This is a genomic window from Achromobacter sp. RTa (assembly GCF_000757485.1).
Lineage (GTDB): Bacteria > Pseudomonadota > Gammaproteobacteria > Burkholderiales > Burkholderiaceae_B > Achromobacter.
This window is the reverse complement of the sequence record NZ_JPYO01000046.1, coordinates 412032-427202: the sequence shown is the minus strand read 5'-3', so window position 1 is coordinate 427202 and position 15171 is coordinate 412032. Positions and strand designations below refer to the sequence as shown.

The window sequence follows — 15171 nt, the reverse complement described above, 5'->3', positions numbered from 1 at the left end:
CACCCCACGAGAGGCTGCCACTGCTTGCGATATTGCCGCCCGGGTGTCAGACACTGACGGCGTCAACCCCTCCCTTCGCCGTCAATCCTTGAGTGCCATCAACTCCCTCCAACCTTGTTGACGCGAACCTCCGGCAACCCCTCAATTCGCGGCAGCCACGGTGGTATCCTTAGCTTGCACTTTCATCCATAGGAGCTAGCAATGGCCAAGTCCCCCAAGAAGACCTCAAGCGTTCCGCGCATCAATATCGGTATCTCGGACAAGGACCGCGCCGCCGTCGCCGGTGAACTGTCCAAGCTGCTTGCCGACTCATACACCCTGTACCTGATGACGCACAATTTCCACTGGAACGTCACGGGGCCCATGTTCAACACGCTGCACCTGATGTTCATGACGCAGTACACGGAAGAGTGGAACGCGCTGGACAGCATCGCTGAACGTATCCGCGCCCTGGGCCACTACGCGCCCGGCACCTATCGCGAATTCGGCAAACTGTCGTCCATCTCCGAACCGGACTCGGTGCCGGAAGCCCTGGAAATGGTGCGCCTGCTGGTGACCGCGAACGAATCCGTCGCCAAGACCGCCCGCGCCGCGTTCGAAAAGGCCGACGCCGCCAACGACCAGCCCACCGCCGATCTGCTGACCCAGCGCCTGGACGTGCACGAAAAGAACGCCTGGATGCTGCGAAGCCTGCTGCAATAAATCCGCCGTCCGCGTAGCGCGTTTCGCAGCCGAGTGCCCGCCGCCAGCGCGAGGGGCACTCGGCTTGTTTTCGTTACCCGTTTTTTGTGTAATTCTCACCGCTTATGCCCGTATTGAATCGAGCCCGGCCCTCAGACGTTCCCCGTTGCGTCCTTATCACCGGTTCAACCGGGGGAATCGGCGCAGCTCTTGCGCTGGAGTACGCCCGGGCCGGAAGCGAGACGCTGTTGTTGCACGGCCGCAGTCCGGCCCTGTTGGCGGATCTCGCCGAGCGATGTCAGGCGGCGGGGGCGCGCGTCGTGACCAAGGAAATCGACGTTCGCGACACCACGGCCTTGAGAGCGTGGATCGAGGAAGTCGGCGATTCGGAAATGCCCGAACTCGTTATCGCCAACGCCGGAGTCAACATCAACACTGGTCCGCTCTCCGATGGAGAGGCGTGGGCAGATATGCAACGGCTGCTCGACGTGAATGTGGTAGCCGCCATTGCTACGGCGCATGCCAGTGCCGCGTCCATGCAGAAGCGCGGCTTCGGGCAGATCGCCTTGCTCAGTTCCCTGGCCGCCTGGCGTGGCCTGCCCGATACGCCGAGCTATAGCGCCAGCAAGGCCGCCGTCAAGGCATACGGCGAGGGCATGCGGGACTTCCTGGGGCCCAAGGGCATACGCGTCAATGTGATCATGCCGGGTTACGTGGAATCGCAAATGTGCAGGGACATGCCTGGGCCCAAGCCGTTTCTCTGGCCGGCGGACAAGGCCGCCCGCGCGATCCGCAAAGGCCTGGCCAGGAACCGGCCCAGGATCTCTTTTCCGTTCCCTTTGAATCTGGGGTGCTTTCTATTGTCCGTGGTACATCCGTCGATCTCTGGCTGGATTCTGACGCGCCTGGGATACCGTGGCTGAGGTATTCCTGTCGTTGGTGCTTCCGGCCTTCCTGGGCGGGCTGCTGCTCTCGTTCTGCGTGGAACAGCTGCTGCACCCACGCCCAGCCGTCATCGGACGGCCTTGGGCGGCGCTGGCCGTTCATGTCGGCATATGGACGCTGGCATTCGCGGCCGAGCTGCTTCTCATGAGACGTCCGTACTTCGCGGCGGGCAACGTGCTGGCGCTCGAACTCGTGATCGTTGTCGTGAGCAATGCCAAACGCAGCGTATTGCGGGAGCCTTTCGTCTACCCCGACTTCGAATACTTCCTGGACGCCATCAAGCATCCGCGGCTGTATCTGCCGTTTATCGGCCTGTGGGCAGTGGTGCTGCCTGCCGCGGCCTATGCGCTGATCTGTGTTGCGGCATTCCGGTACGAGGCCAGCCTCCTGACCCTGCCCGGAAGCGCAACGGGCTTCGCGCTCCTGCTGGCTGCCATGACGGTGGCGGGCCTTGCGTTATGCGCCGCCGGCAAGGCCTTGCGGCCCGCCTTCGACGCCGATCGGGATCTACGGCAGTTCGGACTGCTGGCCAACCTTTATGCGTATGCCCGCGCGGAAAGAAGGATCCCCGCATTGGTCGAGCATTCGGGCAGCGCCTGGCCCGACGTGCAGCCGGGTGGCGAAGCGCCCGACCTGATTTCCATCCAGAGCGAATCCTTTTTCGACGCGCGCGAAACCTATCCGTCGCTGCGAGAAGAGTTGCTTGCCGGGTTCGATCGCCTGCGCGGCGAGGCCCTCATGCATGGTTCCCTCAGCGTGCCCGCCTGGGGAGCCAACACCGTGCGCAGCGAATTCGCCTTTCTTTGCGGCCAGACCCAAGAAGCGTTGGGCGTGCATCGATACAACCCCTATCGGCGCATGGCGACGGCCACGGTGCCCTCGTTCGTCCGGCACCTGAAGCGCCAGGGATATCGCACGGTGTGCGTCCATCCTTACCACGCCACCTTCTATCGCCGGAATTGCGTCATGCCGATTCTGGGGTTCGACGAGTTTGTCGATCTTGGCGCCTTTGGCGATGAAGACAGGCAGGGCCCGTACGTGGGCGACAGGGCCCTGGCGGAAAAAGTGGTCGCCATGTTGCGCCGGACCGACACGCGGCCGCTCTATGTGCACGTGATCACCATGGAAAACCATGGCCCGTTGCACTGGGAAACGGTGGGGCAGGAGGATATGGCGGCAGTGGTGAGAGAAGCGCTGCCGGACTCCTGCCGCGACCTGATCGCCTACGCGCGCCACCTGCGCAACGCCGACGCCATGTTTACACGCATCGCCGACTTTCTACGCGGCCACCACCGCGCAGCGGGGCTTTGCATCTATGGGGATCATGTGCCGATCATGGCGGATGTCTACCGCAGCCTGGGCGAGCCCGAAGGCACGACCCCCTATCTCGTGTGGCATAACCGCAGCGCCGGCGAGGCGAGCGCCAGTTCCGCCGCGCTGGAGGACCTGGCCGGCCTGTGGCTACGGCACTGCTACGGCCGCTGACCGGGCGTGTTCGCCGGAGCCGCTTCGTCGAATCGAACGATATCGTCCTCTTCCAGGTACGGGCCGCTTTGCACCTCGATCAACACCAGCGGCGCGGCCGTCGGATTGCCGAGTTTGTGCACCGTGCCCGCCGGTATATAGGTGGACTGGTTGCGTTCGATCGTCGAAACCTGGTCGCCGTTGGTGATGCGGGCCGTGCCGTCGACGACGATCCAGTGTTCGCTGCGGTGATGGTGCATTTGCAGGGACAGCGATGCGCCCGGATTGACGCAGAGCCGTTTGATCTTGAACCCGATACCAGTCTCCAGCACCGTGTACGTGCCCCATGGTCGATGCACCGTGCGGTGTTGCAGCCGGCTGGCGTGGCCCTGGGCCGTCAAACGTTCGATGATCTGCTCGATCAGGTCGGCATGGCCGGCGTCCATGACCAACAATGCGTCGGGCGTGTCGACGATGATGAGCCCCTGGACGCCGACCGCGGCCACGAGACGGTCCGTCGCGTGGACATAGCAGTCGCGGGTGCCGTGCAGCAGCACTTCGCCACGGACGCGGTTACCCTCGGCGTCAGCCGGCAGTTGCGTGGCGAGCGTGGACCAGGTGCCGACGTCGGTCCAGCCGAGGTCGCATGCCACGACGGCCGCCTGTGATGTCTTCTCGAGCAGCGCGTGGTCGATCGAAATCGGCTGCACGTCCTGATAGGCGTCCGCACGAAACTCTATCTCGTAATCACCATCGCTGTTCCCGACGATGGCGGCGGCCAGCGTCTGACGCTGCTGGGTCAGTAGTTCTGGCGTGTAGCGGCCCAGCTCTTCCAGCAGCACTTCGGCGCGCACGCAGATCATGCCGGAATTCCACAGATACGTGCCCTCGGCCAGATACCGTTCGGCCGTAGCTAGGTCGGGCTTCTCGACGAACCGGCAGACCCGGCTGCCCTCCGCCTGGATGTAGCCATATCCTGTCTCCGGACGGTCGGGCTGCAGCCCAAAGGTCACCACCTGAGTCGCCGCCAGCGTGCGCGCCTTCTCGACGGCGGCGCCGAATGCCGCCACGTCCTCGATCAGGTGGTCGGCGGTCAGGAACAGCAACACGGCGCCGGGATGCCGCTGCGCGCAAACTAGCGCTGCGGCCGCAACGGCCGGCGCCGTGTTGCGGCCTTCGGGCTCTAGCAGATAGCCGAGCGTCAGGCCAGGTTGTCGGACGGAGCGATAGGCGTCCCGCGTCTTGTAATGGAGTTCTCGAGTCGTGACCGTAAGTACTTCCCGCACGCCGCGCAGCTGTTGCGCGCGGAGGAGGGATTTTTGCAATAGAGACTCTCCGTCCAGTTCAATGAAAGGCTTGGGGTGCAATAGCCTGGAAACTGGCCATAGGCGCTTGCCGGCGCCACCGGAGAGAACAATTGGAATCAGCATGGATCGGCAGGAGATGGAGAATGTAGTTCTAGTCTAATAGGCAAATTTCAGCCGAAGGCGCCAAGAGCGCGATGGTATGCATGATCGAGCAGGCCGGCGAGAGCCTCTGCATCCGTGTGCTCCGCGGCCAGCGCGCGCAGATTGCGCCGCAGCCTGCCCCCGTCAGGTCGAGACGGCGATAGCGCCGTGAAAGCGTTCGCCAGCGTGGTGGGATTCCCGAGGTCGAACGTGAGGCCGAGTCCCGCGTTGCGGACTAGATGCTCGCTTTCTGCGGTGCTCTCGGCAAGCATGAGCGTGTCGGAGCAGGCCAGATCGTTAAGATCGGCAAGCCATTCCGGTTGGTCGGCGCGCGAAGCGGGACGCAGGCGAATGAGCACGGCGGGGGGCTGGTCGGCGGCCGGCGTCGCCAGGAGGTCGGACATGCCCGCAGTACGCAGTGCGTTCTGGATCTGGTCCGAGGCGGCCGCGTCGCCGTCTACCCGCAGCTGCACGCTCTTGCGGCCGATAGCGGTGGGCAAAGCGGATGCCAGCGCCGTTACGCGCGCCAGCGGAACGCCGCGGACGTCGATCAGGGCGGTCCAAGGCTTTTTCCCCCGTCCCTGTTGCGGGATCGTTGCGGCTGGCGTCATGGCGAGCACGCGCGGAACCACGAATATCCGGTCGCCCGGCACGCCAGCCTTCTCCAGCAGCCAGGCCTGCCAGGAGTCGGAGACGACCACCGCATCGGCACGTGCCGCACACCGCAATTGTTGCCGATAAGCGATTGCAGCCCATTCGGAATCCGGCGTGGGGCATGTGGCGTCGGCGACGGGGTAGGGGTTGCCGGAGGCATGCCAGTTCATCACCACCGGCAGGCGCAGGCGCCTGCCCAGTGCGAGGGTGCGCAAGGCGAGATCGTGGCCCGAGCGCCCCACGTGGGCATGCAGCAGACCGATGCGCATACGTCGTAGCCAGAGTTCTCCGAGCATGACATCGAAGCGCAGCAGGTCCGGACGCGGCACGCCGCGGCAGGCTTCAGGACTGAGTGCGCTCAGCTCGACAATATCGCTGCCGCCGTCCTGGCTGACTGAGTAGGGGCCGGTGGCAGCCGATTGCGATGAATATTCCGACGGAACAATCAACAATGGACGCATTCCGCGTTCGAACTGCGACTGGGCGAGCGCCAACGCGCCTCCTGCCGCGGCCGGCACCAAGTGGGCGATCCGGTGCGGCAACCCCTGATGCGGCAACGCCGCGCGGCCGGGGTCGGCGATTCCATTCTCGATCTCGCTTAGCGCAGCCAGCGCGTAACGAGATTGATTGCGCATATAGCCGCGGACGTCGGGTGCGGCCTCGAGAAGTTGGCATGCCTTGACAAGCAGGGCGGGCGCGCCGATGCGCCAGGCCAAGGCCTGGATATCGAGCAGGTATTGCCGTTCCTTGCCATGCAGCGCGAGTCCTCGCTCAGCCGCCCGCTCAGCGTCGCGCGGGCTTGTGCGTTCGAGGCCGGCAATGTCGGCCAAGGTGTACTCGTAGCATTCGAGCGTAAGCTCTGTGGTCAGTTGGACGTCCTGCGGCCCTTGCCAAAGTTGCAGCTGGCATTCCAGTCTGACAGCGTCCGGCGGGGGAAGCAGCGGCTTGGTGCGTATCCCGGGCCCGGGTGCCGGCTCGACAGGCACGTAAAGGAAGCGAGACTTCAGGGAGTCGGAATACGTAAGTCCGGAGCCGGGATGATCTACGATGCGGCCTTGCGCATCGTAGAACTGGATTGTCAGCACCGCGCCACGCGGAACCGGCTGTTTTACCGGGCCCGCCGCGCGCGCACGGAAAAACCAGCCCATGCCGGCAGTGTCAAGTGTTTGGCTAAGGCGCCTCAGCGTCTTGGCACGTGGTGCTGGCGGAGGGGGGGCCGCGGTCGAGGCAAGTATCAGCATGAGTGACGCTCCACCGTGCCGTCTTCCAGTACTTTGCGTAGCGCCTGGCAGAATTGGTTCGAGATGAGTCGCGGATCGTGACGTGCGAGAATTCCGTCGAATATGACGCGGTTCGGGCGATGCGAGAGTGCGCGCTCCAGCGCATTGGCCAAGCCGTTGACGGCGGTGCGCGTGTAGAGCAGGGAAGGATCCTCCGCGAACACCTCCGCCATTCCGCCTTCCGCCGGTGCGACGACCATACGTTGAAAGGTCGCCGCGAGCATAGCGACGCCGGAGTTCAGCGTTTCCAGATACGGAGCCACGGCGACGTCGCACGCATTGAAGTAATACTGTACCCGCTGGTCGCGCACATTCCCCGGGGCGAGCCGGATGTCGGCGCGGTTTTCGACGCGTTTGCGTAAGGCAGAAAAATAGGCCTCGTCATCCACTTGGCCAACGATCAGCAGCATGCAGCGGGCGTCGGGCCGGGACTGGCGCGCGAGATCATATGCATCGATCAATTCGAGCAGTCCCTTGTAGGGCTGGATCGCGCCAAAGCAAAGAAAGACAAAATCCTCCGCGTTTAGGCCGAGGTCCTGCCTCGCCTGCGCGCGCGGAACCACATTGGCGTACCAATCGCCGTAGCTGGGGTGCGGGATGTGCACCACCTTGCGCGGGTCGATGCGGAAACTCGATGCCGTGAGCCGCTCGGTGTCGCGATTCATGATGTGAATGAGGTCGGCGGCGTCCGCCGTGGTCTGGCGCACCGCCCGTTCGGCCTGCGGCCATACCGTGGCATGCGGCATGACGTTGTGTACAGTCCAGACAATGCGCAAGCCCTTGCTGCGCCAGTGACCCAATCGCCGGGCGTAGGTATCGACGGCTGCGTCCGCTTCCGCTTCGGTGGCGGCATTCTGCAGCACGCCGGCCAGCCAGTGCAGATGGACGATGCCGTGTCCTTGCCATGCAATATCGTCCAGCGACTCCAGCCGCAACACCGGCAGCGCGGACAATGCGTTGCGTTCCGCGGCGGAATAAAGCAGCGGCTGATAGGGATTGACCTGCGCCACCGGGTAGTACATTAGCAGGTCGGGAAGCCCACGGTCCGTTGCGGTGCCCAATGCGGCGGACACGAAAGCGCTGGCCCAGCCTTGGGTTCCGTTGGCCAGTTCATCGATTCTCATGACGTTTCTCCTGCGGGCAGGCAGCCGTTCTCGAGCCAGTAGTATCCCGTTTCGGCCACATGCAGCTCCAATATCTCGCCGCCACGCAGCTTGTGCACGTCGTAAGGGAGCGCCGCCATGCCGTTCGTCCATCGCAAGGTCTGCCCATGCCGGACGGTGGGTGCATGCATCCCCGACCAGGCAGGGTGGCAGACATCGATGCTGCGGTGTTCTCCGTTTGCCAGCACGCCAATCGATTCCAGCGCGACGCCGAGAATGCGACGGTCATTCAATGCCAGTGCTGAGGTTTCGCGCGCGACCGAGCTACGCGACAGGATCCGCATAGCGGAGGGTTCCATCACGGACGGCAGAGTGAAGCGCCAGCGCTGGAGACCGGAAGACGTGGCCGTGCCGTGTATCACGAGACCATTGAATTCCAGGCGCAAGGCCGGTTCCGAAACCAGGGCTGCGCCTGATTGACGGGCCGCGTCGTTCAGCAACCGCTGCCGGCAGCGTGCCGCCGACGGGCCGCCAGCGGCATGCGCGTTCTCGGGCAGGAGCAGGACGCCCGCCAGTTTGGAAGGATTCTTCTCCAGCGCCACCGGCACGGCATATTGCAGCCAATGCCAATGATCCGTTTGCGTGACCGTCCGTCCGTTGACGAGCTGATGGGCATACAGCGTGGTACCGTGGACTTTCAGTGCCTGCCATGGGGCCAGCGTGATAGGGTGCGCCGGTTCGCCATGGGCCAGTGCGCCCGCCTCAATCCGCACGGGCGACAAGCGCGAGCGCAGCGCGTGCGGGATGCGCCCACAGAATAACGGCCTATCGTCCGCGACTACCTGTTCTCCGGTGCCGCTCACAACGAGCAATCCGGCCGGCCGGGGCGGAGGCGCAATGGCGTCCTCCTCCCAGCGCATCGGAGATTCTCCCGACAGGTCGGCGAAAGCGATCGGGAATGGCGCGTCGGCGATGGCCGGGGTGAAGGTAGGCCGTAGGCGGCCCGCCGCATTGCTGCCCAGTCCCGTGACGGCATGGATCCCCCCGGCGCTATTTACATAGGCGAGGTTCAGGGCGTCGCCCGCCATCATGCCGGCCACATGCAAGCGCGCTTCCGTCAAGTGCGACGCGTGCCATGCCGCGGCCAGGCAGCCGCTTCCTTCGCTTTCAAACACGACGCGCAGGACAGGGCCCGCCGGATCGGCAAAGCAGGAGGGTGCAAGATCCAGACAAGCGCCAGGGCCGATCTCCAGACGGAGTTCCGCCAGGCCGGCTGCGGCGCCCAGCAGGGCAACTTCGGCATTCTCGCCGACCCGCACGGTGGCGCGTATGCCTTCAGTTCCCGCGCCGCTCACCTCCAGCGTGCATCTGAGATTTTCCACGACCAAACGGCTTTCGGCCGACAATTCGACCGAAATATGTTGCCCCGCGCTGGTCGGGCGCTGCGCATCCAGTAAGTCGGTTTCCCCGGGCCCGAGCAGGATTTTCTGCGGGGGCTTGATCGTATCTGTCATGGGGCCGATCGAATGGTCTCTTTCAATTGACTCAGCGTACTTTGTAATACTTGTTACCATCTTTGGGATTGACGCCAGCCCTTCTTGCAGAAGGTGTCTCCAGGGGGAATGTTTCATAGCATCATGCACCAAAACGAGAGCGGAGCCTAGTGAGAAACACCCTGCTTTTCCCCGGTAATTCCGGATATAAAAGAAGAATAGGGGCGGTATGCGGCACTACCGGAGCGCGCGCAGCCACCAAGCCGGCGAAGCCCGGCCCCCGCGCACGCTCACGGCGCTTAGAACAGCTTCTCGAGCGCCCCGCGATCCGACAGCAACTGAGGCAGCGCATTCGCCACCGTCAGACGGATACTTTCCTTGCTGTACAGTCCGCCGTTTATCTGCGTTGTGTGGATGTATCTACGACGCGAATTCCCTGGAAAAGGGTAACTATCCTCCAAAAAATGCTCGCGGTAGGTGTACTAATAGATACAGATTTCGTAGCATCGTGCACCAAATTGAAGGTGGAGCCTAATCTGATGCGTGTATATCAAAGATCCGAAGCTCTTCCTTGCGAACTGCAAATCGGGGGTGCTCGGCTGGCGCCGAACATGCAGTGCAAAGGGCGACATTGATAACAGCATGAAGAGGCCAATCACTTGTTACGATTTCGATATCATGATGTTTCTCGTTCTCTTGTTGAGGCGCTAGTACTAGCGCTGACGGTCTGCGTGTCGGCGAACGCTTCAGCAAAGAGTCTCGACATCTATGTGTCACCAACCGGTGCCGATACTGCTAGTGGCACCCAAATGAATGCACCTATTGCGTCTCTATCGCGGGCGCAGGAAATCGTGGCAGCGAACGCATCGGGGCACGACGAAATCCGCGTCCTGTTGGCACCGGGCATCTATCGGGGGCAAGGTGTGGAGTGGCGCACGTTTCCTGGGATCTGGATCCGGTTCTTGCCTTTGGCACAGGGTAAAACTGTGGTGTTTGATGGCCGCGGGGGAGCGCAATCCTTTTTTTTCAAAGGAGAGCCTCCGGCGCCTCAGCGGGGAAGTAGTCCGGTATCGATGAAGTTAGAATTTAACGGTATTACTATCCGCAATTACTGCGAGGGAATAAGCTTGCGCTCATGGGCGGATGATGTTCGCCAGCCGGGAGGTAGGGATGTCGTAATTAGACACAATACTTTCGAAAATATTGGAAGCAAGTATGACCCTGTGCTAAGAAAAAAGCTCCCTCGAGGGCAATGCACTGCTGCATTACGACTACAAGGCGTCGGCCACGGTCGAGTTGAAGATAATTCATTCAAAAATATAATTAACTTACCGAAGAATCAGACGGGTTCTCGAAGCTATGGCAGCACGCTGTTGCATGCCATTTATATATCAAATATGTCGAGAGATAACGTCATACTGAGAAATCGGTTTGAGAATTTTTCGGGCGATGCTATCCGTATAAGAGATGCGTCGGATCGGAATAAGATCGCGGAAAATGTCTTTGGCTCAGCCTCGAAAGGAGCGCCCGAAGGACAGATACACGCGATTTCTCAGTGGCACTGCAATCCGCAGGTCCTGGCCTGTATTGAGCGAGCAATCCCCCGCAACGAGTGTGAATCGTCGAAGTTGGAACTCAGTGATAATCGGATACAAGGAAAAAACGTAGCAAGCTATGCCGATCGGACTGAGCGCAAGACGGTATGTGCTGAATGACCCTAGCTTTTTCGAATTTTTTAAATGAATAATTTGTCGAGCGGGCTAAGGTTGGAGATCATTCGCGGTATTGCATTGGAGACAGCAAGCTTGATGCTCGGGGCGCTATATAAACCGCCATTGATCTGCGTGCAATGGATGGCCGTGTTGCGGAACCATCTGAACAGGCGCTTGTCGGGCTGTTTGGCATATCGCCAGAAGGCATCCAGCTCTCCCTGGAAAGTCAGGCCTGGCATATCGTAAATGGCCTTACCCAGAGCTTTTAAGGGGCGGCCATGCACTAACGCGGAACCGCCGACTGTGCTGTTGATAGTGACAACGCCCCGGGCATGATTGAGCAGAGCGGGTAGGGGGCCCGTCTCCAGATACAGCACGCGATCGGATTTTAGACCGATACTCTTGCAAATTTCGGAGATTGTTCTTGCGTGATCATCTTGGCCAGTATCAAGCGGGTGATTCTTGATCACCAGTAGTCCATCTGGCCGACACATTCGAGCGAAAGAACTCATCGTGGTCTCTAGCATTTCCCTCATGTTGTCGAATGGCGAATGATGGCGGATCTGCGCATCACTACTCAACTGCAGCGGAACCAGCCAAAATGGAACGCGATTATAGATAATCGATTGAATTGCAGCCAGATCGCGACGCTTGCTCTGCGCCAATCTGATGCTGCGTTTTAGGTAGGCTCTGTATTCTACGTGCGCTAGCACTGGTGAATGAGTGCGGTAACCAGGGTAAGTTAATGGATTGCGGATGCCTGCTATGTGATAGACAACATCATGCCAAGCCCGAGAGGAGAAGGAGGGGGCAAAGCTGGTGCCGTTGTCATAGTCGGGGATACGAGGGCCAATACGACGATACCAAGCAGGATCGCGTGGGAGTTGCGAGTGCGCATTGACTCCCCCTCGTTCGAGCGTAATCCAGTAAGGCCGAAAATAGCCTTCCTCAAAGACGTGCACATTTATGCCGCGGCTTTTGGCTAGCTGAATTGCGGGTCGATGCACAGGACGTTGATCCCCGAATAGTACAAGGTCAGTGGGAGCCTCCTTGTCCATAAATGCTGCGTACCAGGTCTCCAGATGTTCAACGGAGGATCTGTAAGATAAGGCGTTACCGGCATTCCAGTACCAGGAGTCGCCTGCATTGAAGTTGATTCGTTGAACTGTATGCCCGGCGTTACGCAGAGCCTTGCCCAGAGAATCAAAAAAAGGTGAGCAGGGGCCCTGAAGAAATAGAAAACGTTGGGTCATGGTTTACGAGAAAGTCTCGCTACGAAACGACGCAAAAAAAAGGGACGCCGTTCTTTGCGCCAGTTGAGCAACTCGTCAACGGCACGTTCGGGTGTACAGAAATTGCGGGTAATGCGACTTACATACGTCGGATACATGAGCAATGTTCCTGCTACTAGTTCGTCGAGGCTAAGTGATCTGCCTCTTCTTGTTAGCACGTCGGCGGTCATTCCATTGTCTTGGGTTAATCCCCAGCCTGCGTAGAAGGGAAGGCCCCAGGTAACGACCGGCACATGCCGCAGCAAGGCTTCAAAGCCTGCGAGCGACGTTAGCACATGAAGCTCGTCGATTGTCTCCAGCAACTGCGCAATAGGCACGTCGCCAACTATTTCATCGCACCATCTACCGGCGTCGCGCTCGCCCTGGCCGGGTTCACGCAAGCCGGCCTTCACGTCAGGATGAGGCTTATAAAGCAACCAAGCGTCAGGCCGTGCTTGTCGTACTGCTTGAAGAAGCTCCATATTGCGCGTGATAGTACTAGCGCCGTACCGAATTGCGGCATCGGTTTCGACTTGGCCGACGACAAGCACCACTTTGCGCGCATTATCCGGCCTTACCCAAATTTCGCCAGCGTGAAGGTTGTATTTTGTAATCCCGGTTTTGACTATTTTTTGGCGCAGCGCTTTAGCTCTGGCGAGAATAGTCTGATCAAATTCCTGTTCGCGTAAAATAAGTTCCAATCGTGAAGGGGAGTTTGCATCATAGTAAATTCCGTCCGGGTCGATTACCCACGAGATGGGTCGTATCAAATCAGCCCCCAATCCCACTGATCGGATGAAACCATCCTCTATGCGCAGTATTGGCTGGTTAAGATAACCACGCGTTTGAAGCTCCTCGCGATGCTTATGGCCCCATGTCACCAATGTATCGTCGGAGCTATCACAGTCACGCAACTCTGACAGGAAGTGAAGGTTGGAGCCCGAAAGAAAGTCGCGCACGAAAGGCCGCTTCCATTTTGAAAACCCGTAGGCTGAGAGGCGACGTGGAAAACGTTGTCGCTGCTGGCGTTGTAAAGAGACCCAGGCCATCAATGTTTCAATCTCGCATGGCAGGCCAGACTCGGGATCGAAATACCGAACATACCGCACGAGGCTTCCATAAACCAACTGTTCCAATGATATCGGACGGCGCCGATGAGGGGGAATCTGAATATCGTGAGTTAGTCCCCAACCTGCATAGAACGGCATGCCATAGACATGAACAGGTTTTGACCAGAACAGGGCTTCGAATCCTAGTTGCGAGGTAACTGTATAAACGGCCTCGGCATGTGCCAGCCAGCGAGCTGGGTGCGACCCATCGGCGGACACCTGTACACGCGAGTTTTGTTGTAGCTTGGAGAGGTCAAAATGTCCTCGCTTACGCCCGGCCACGACGTCAGGATGAATCCTCACGACCACTGTGCAATCCGGGTGAGCAAGCAATGCATCCTCCAGCATCTTCAGAAAATCGGTTTCGTGCGCGTTACCTGCGGAGATTGCAGCGTCCCCAAGGGTCTGGTCAACGACCAGCACGTAGCGAGGTGGTAACTCGGAAACTACAGGGTCTCTACCTTCGTTATATTTTGATAATCCGCCATCTTTCCATTTTCCGACAATTTGACGTGCCCGTTCGCATTGATCACTGGTTAACGGAGCTTCGACTAAATTCTCAAGTAATGAGGGTCGAGATGCGTCGTAGTAGATTCCAATATCGTCTACGATGAGAGAATGCGATGGTGAGCCGCCTCCTTCCATAGAACGTAGGAAGCCATCCTCCAATAACCAACATACCCCCCCTCGTTGCGTGGCCAGTCGTCTGGCGCGTCGTCCGCTACGCTTCAAACCCCAGCCAATATAAGCGAGGTTAGAATGACGAGACGATAGCAACGAAATAACGCGCAGGCGCACATGCAGCCGTTTGAAAAGTTGCGGCTGGAACCATATTCCCCAATCTAGCCAATGAACGGCAGCAGTTTTGCCACTCATTTCAGTGTCTAAAAACGCTGGCCGATCAGGATAGCTTGAAGAATGGGGGTTATGATCTTTTGCCATTCGTACACCGCAGCGTTAGTCACATATATGGCATCTTCAGGGTGTACCAGGAATTGCTTGGCCAAAAATATGGACTCCGGATTCCGCATATTCAGGCGAAAAACCATGGCATGAACATTATTCGGGTCGGCATCGACAAGCCGAAAAACGAATACTCCTGTAGGGTCTGCCTTGGCTTCGTCCAACCCACCAACAGTGCCCAACGTCTCAAGCAAGCTTGGGCTGGCGGATGGCAAGTCGTGCAATCCCGGGGTTTTTACGGATCCCATAGCTACGAAACGTTGGCGCGCACGCTCAACAATGATCTCCGAACGGGGCTGGACGGGCTGATTTTTGCCGGAAAGCAAATCCTGATAACTATAGGTATAGACTTTGCTACCCGTGCGAACAACTACGTTTGCAAGATGAGGCTCCAAGACGGGCCCGCCAGCTTGGTTGATAGCATCGAGTAGGGTCAATGGCCCCTGGAGTGTAGTGAAGCGGCCTGGAGATTTTACCCCCCCGGCCACCAGCACAGAGCCGGAAAGGTCCCCAACAAGTTCCGCATGTACTTGTGGATCTACTGCTTTTCCTTTAAGGCGATTTCGCACTGCGCGCTCTACTTGTGGGAGCGTCATTCCCGAAACTTTGAGTTCCCCGGCATATGGAAGTGAGATTTGGCCTTGGGCATCCACGCGCAGCTTAGGAAATACGGTTCCACCAGCACTTAACGGGGCGAAGAGGCCCCCTTCTTGCATGCTGTCGGAGATCATCAGGGCAATGACGTCGCCGGGAATGAGATACACATTGCCAACGCCCACCTTGGATACATCCGAAGTGAGTTCTTTGATCGGAGGTCGCATATACGGGCTGATATTGGTCGCATCCAGGTCGATAATGTCGTAATTTGGATTGGACGACCCAGCATCGGACGAAATCGAAGTCCGATATGGTCCTGCACCCGAGAGAATGCCGCAACCTGAAAGTGCAGAAACCAACGCAAGTGTGGCGGCTCCGCGGAATAATCTAGTGCGCCGGTGTAAGTTCATTCCAGAGAGAAACGGTACGAATTCTACAAAGGTGTTCATGG

Annotated in this window: 11 protein-coding genes; 4 read left to right on the top strand and 7 right to left on the bottom strand. The window is 59.4% G+C overall.

Annotation, left to right across the window (positions count from 1 at the left end):
- Positions 1-201: 201 nt before the first annotated feature.
- The 3 genes from JL37_RS28940 to JL37_RS28930 all read left to right on the top strand — a co-directional run bounded on the left by JL37_RS28940 (position 202) and on the right by JL37_RS28930 (position 3111).
- On the top strand, positions 202-702 hold the full coding sequence (locus JL37_RS28940; protein WP_013393962.1) for a Dps family protein: 501 nt from the start codon (positions 202-204) through the stop codon (positions 700-702).
- 104 nt (positions 703-806) lie between these two features.
- Positions 807-1604: an SDR family oxidoreductase gene (locus JL37_RS28935; RefSeq protein WP_043548730.1), complete on the top strand. Its 798-nt coding sequence runs from the start codon at positions 807-809 to the stop codon at positions 1602-1604.
- A complete protein-coding gene (locus JL37_RS28930) occupies positions 1597-3111 on the top strand; it encodes an LTA synthase family protein (protein ID WP_043548729.1) in 1515 nt (504 codons plus the stop codon). Before JL37_RS28935 ends, JL37_RS28930 begins: the two co-directional genes overlap by 8 nt.
- On the opposite strand, the gene JL37_RS28925 is transcribed toward JL37_RS28930, so the two are convergent.
- The 4 genes from JL37_RS28925 to JL37_RS30790 all read right to left on the bottom strand — a co-directional run bounded on the left by JL37_RS28925 (position 3099) and on the right by JL37_RS30790 (position 9089).
- The gene (locus JL37_RS28925; protein ID WP_052097664.1) at positions 3099-4520 is read right to left on the bottom strand and encodes a mannose-1-phosphate guanylyltransferase/mannose-6-phosphate isomerase; all 1422 of its coding nucleotides are present in this window, start codon (positions 4518-4520) and stop codon (positions 3099-3101) included. The genes JL37_RS28930 and JL37_RS28925 overlap by 13 nt on opposite strands.
- 47 nt (positions 4521-4567) lie before the next feature.
- A complete protein-coding gene (locus JL37_RS28920) occupies positions 4568-6340 on the bottom strand; it encodes a glycosyltransferase family 4 protein (RefSeq protein ID WP_043548728.1) in 1773 nt (590 codons plus the stop codon).
- Between the two features lie 86 nt (positions 6341-6426).
- A complete protein-coding gene (locus JL37_RS28915; RefSeq protein WP_043548726.1) occupies positions 6427-7596 on the bottom strand; it encodes a glycosyltransferase in 1170 nt (389 codons plus the stop codon).
- Complete coding sequence (locus tag JL37_RS30790) at positions 7593-9089, bottom strand: hypothetical protein (protein WP_043548725.1); 1497 nt, start codon at positions 9087-9089, stop codon at positions 7593-7595. The genes JL37_RS28915 and JL37_RS30790 overlap by 4 nt, the downstream gene beginning before the upstream one ends.
- A 788-nt stretch (positions 9090-9877) precedes the next feature.
- Between JL37_RS30790 and JL37_RS30295 the strand changes: the two genes are divergently transcribed.
- The gene (locus JL37_RS30295; RefSeq protein ID WP_081955256.1) at positions 9878-10783 is read left to right on the top strand and encodes a right-handed parallel beta-helix repeat-containing protein; all 906 of its coding nucleotides are present in this window, start codon (positions 9878-9880) and stop codon (positions 10781-10783) included.
- Between the two features lie 20 nt (positions 10784-10803).
- Here JL37_RS30295 and JL37_RS30290 read toward each other — a convergent pair whose 3' ends face one another.
- The 3 genes from JL37_RS30290 to JL37_RS30280 are packed head-to-tail and all read right to left on the bottom strand — an operon-like array spanning position 10804 to position 15169.
- Positions 10804-12033, bottom strand: a complete 1230-nt coding sequence (locus JL37_RS30290; RefSeq protein ID WP_081955255.1) for a capsule biosynthesis protein — start codon at positions 12031-12033, stop codon at positions 10804-10806.
- Positions 12030-14102, bottom strand: a complete 2073-nt coding sequence (locus tag JL37_RS30285; RefSeq protein WP_081955254.1) for a capsular polysaccharide biosynthesis protein — start codon at positions 14100-14102, stop codon at positions 12030-12032. The genes JL37_RS30290 and JL37_RS30285 overlap by 4 nt, the downstream gene beginning before the upstream one ends.
- The gene (locus JL37_RS30280) at positions 14045-15169 is read right to left on the bottom strand and encodes a polysaccharide biosynthesis/export family protein (protein WP_231570452.1); all 1125 of its coding nucleotides are present in this window, start codon (positions 15167-15169) and stop codon (positions 14045-14047) included. Before JL37_RS30280 ends, JL37_RS30285 begins: the two co-directional genes overlap by 58 nt.
- Between the last annotated feature and the right edge of the window lie 2 nt (positions 15170-15171).

What these genes read in the sequence shown, in the direction of transcription:
- JL37_RS28940 (WP_013393962.1), top strand. Translation starts at nt 202, where the DNA reads ATGGCCAAGTCCCCCAAGAAGACCTCAAGCGTTCCGCGCATCAATATC.
- JL37_RS28935 (WP_043548730.1), top strand. Translation starts at nt 807, where the DNA reads ATGCCCGTATTGAATCGAGCCCGGCCCTCAGACGTTCCCCGTTGCGTC.
- JL37_RS28925 (WP_052097664.1), bottom strand. Translation starts at nt 4,520, where the DNA reads ATGCTGATTCCAATTGTTCTCTCCGGTGGCGCCGGCAAGCGCCTATGG.
- JL37_RS28920 (WP_043548728.1), bottom strand. Translation starts at nt 6,340, where the DNA reads ATGGGCTGGTTTTTCCGTGCGCGCGCGGCGGGCCCGGTAAAACAGCCG.
- JL37_RS28915 (WP_043548726.1), bottom strand. Translation starts at nt 7,596, where the DNA reads ATGAGAATCGATGAACTGGCCAACGGAACCCAAGGCTGGGCCAGCGCT.
- JL37_RS30790 (WP_043548725.1), bottom strand. Translation starts at nt 9,089, where the DNA reads ATGACAGATACGATCAAGCCCCCGCAGAAAATCCTGCTCGGGCCCGGG.
- JL37_RS30295 (WP_081955256.1), top strand. Translation starts at nt 9,878, where the DNA reads ATGAATGCACCTATTGCGTCTCTATCGCGGGCGCAGGAAATCGTGGCA.
- JL37_RS30290 (WP_081955255.1), bottom strand. Translation starts at nt 12,033, where the DNA reads ATGACCCAACGTTTTCTATTTCTTCAGGGCCCCTGCTCACCTTTTTTT.
- JL37_RS30285 (WP_081955254.1), bottom strand. Translation starts at nt 14,102, where the DNA reads ATGGCAAAAGATCATAACCCCCATTCTTCAAGCTATCCTGATCGGCCA.
- JL37_RS30280 (WP_231570452.1), bottom strand. Translation starts at nt 15,169, where the DNA reads ATGAACACCTTTGTAGAATTCGTACCGTTTCTCTCTGGAATGAACTTA.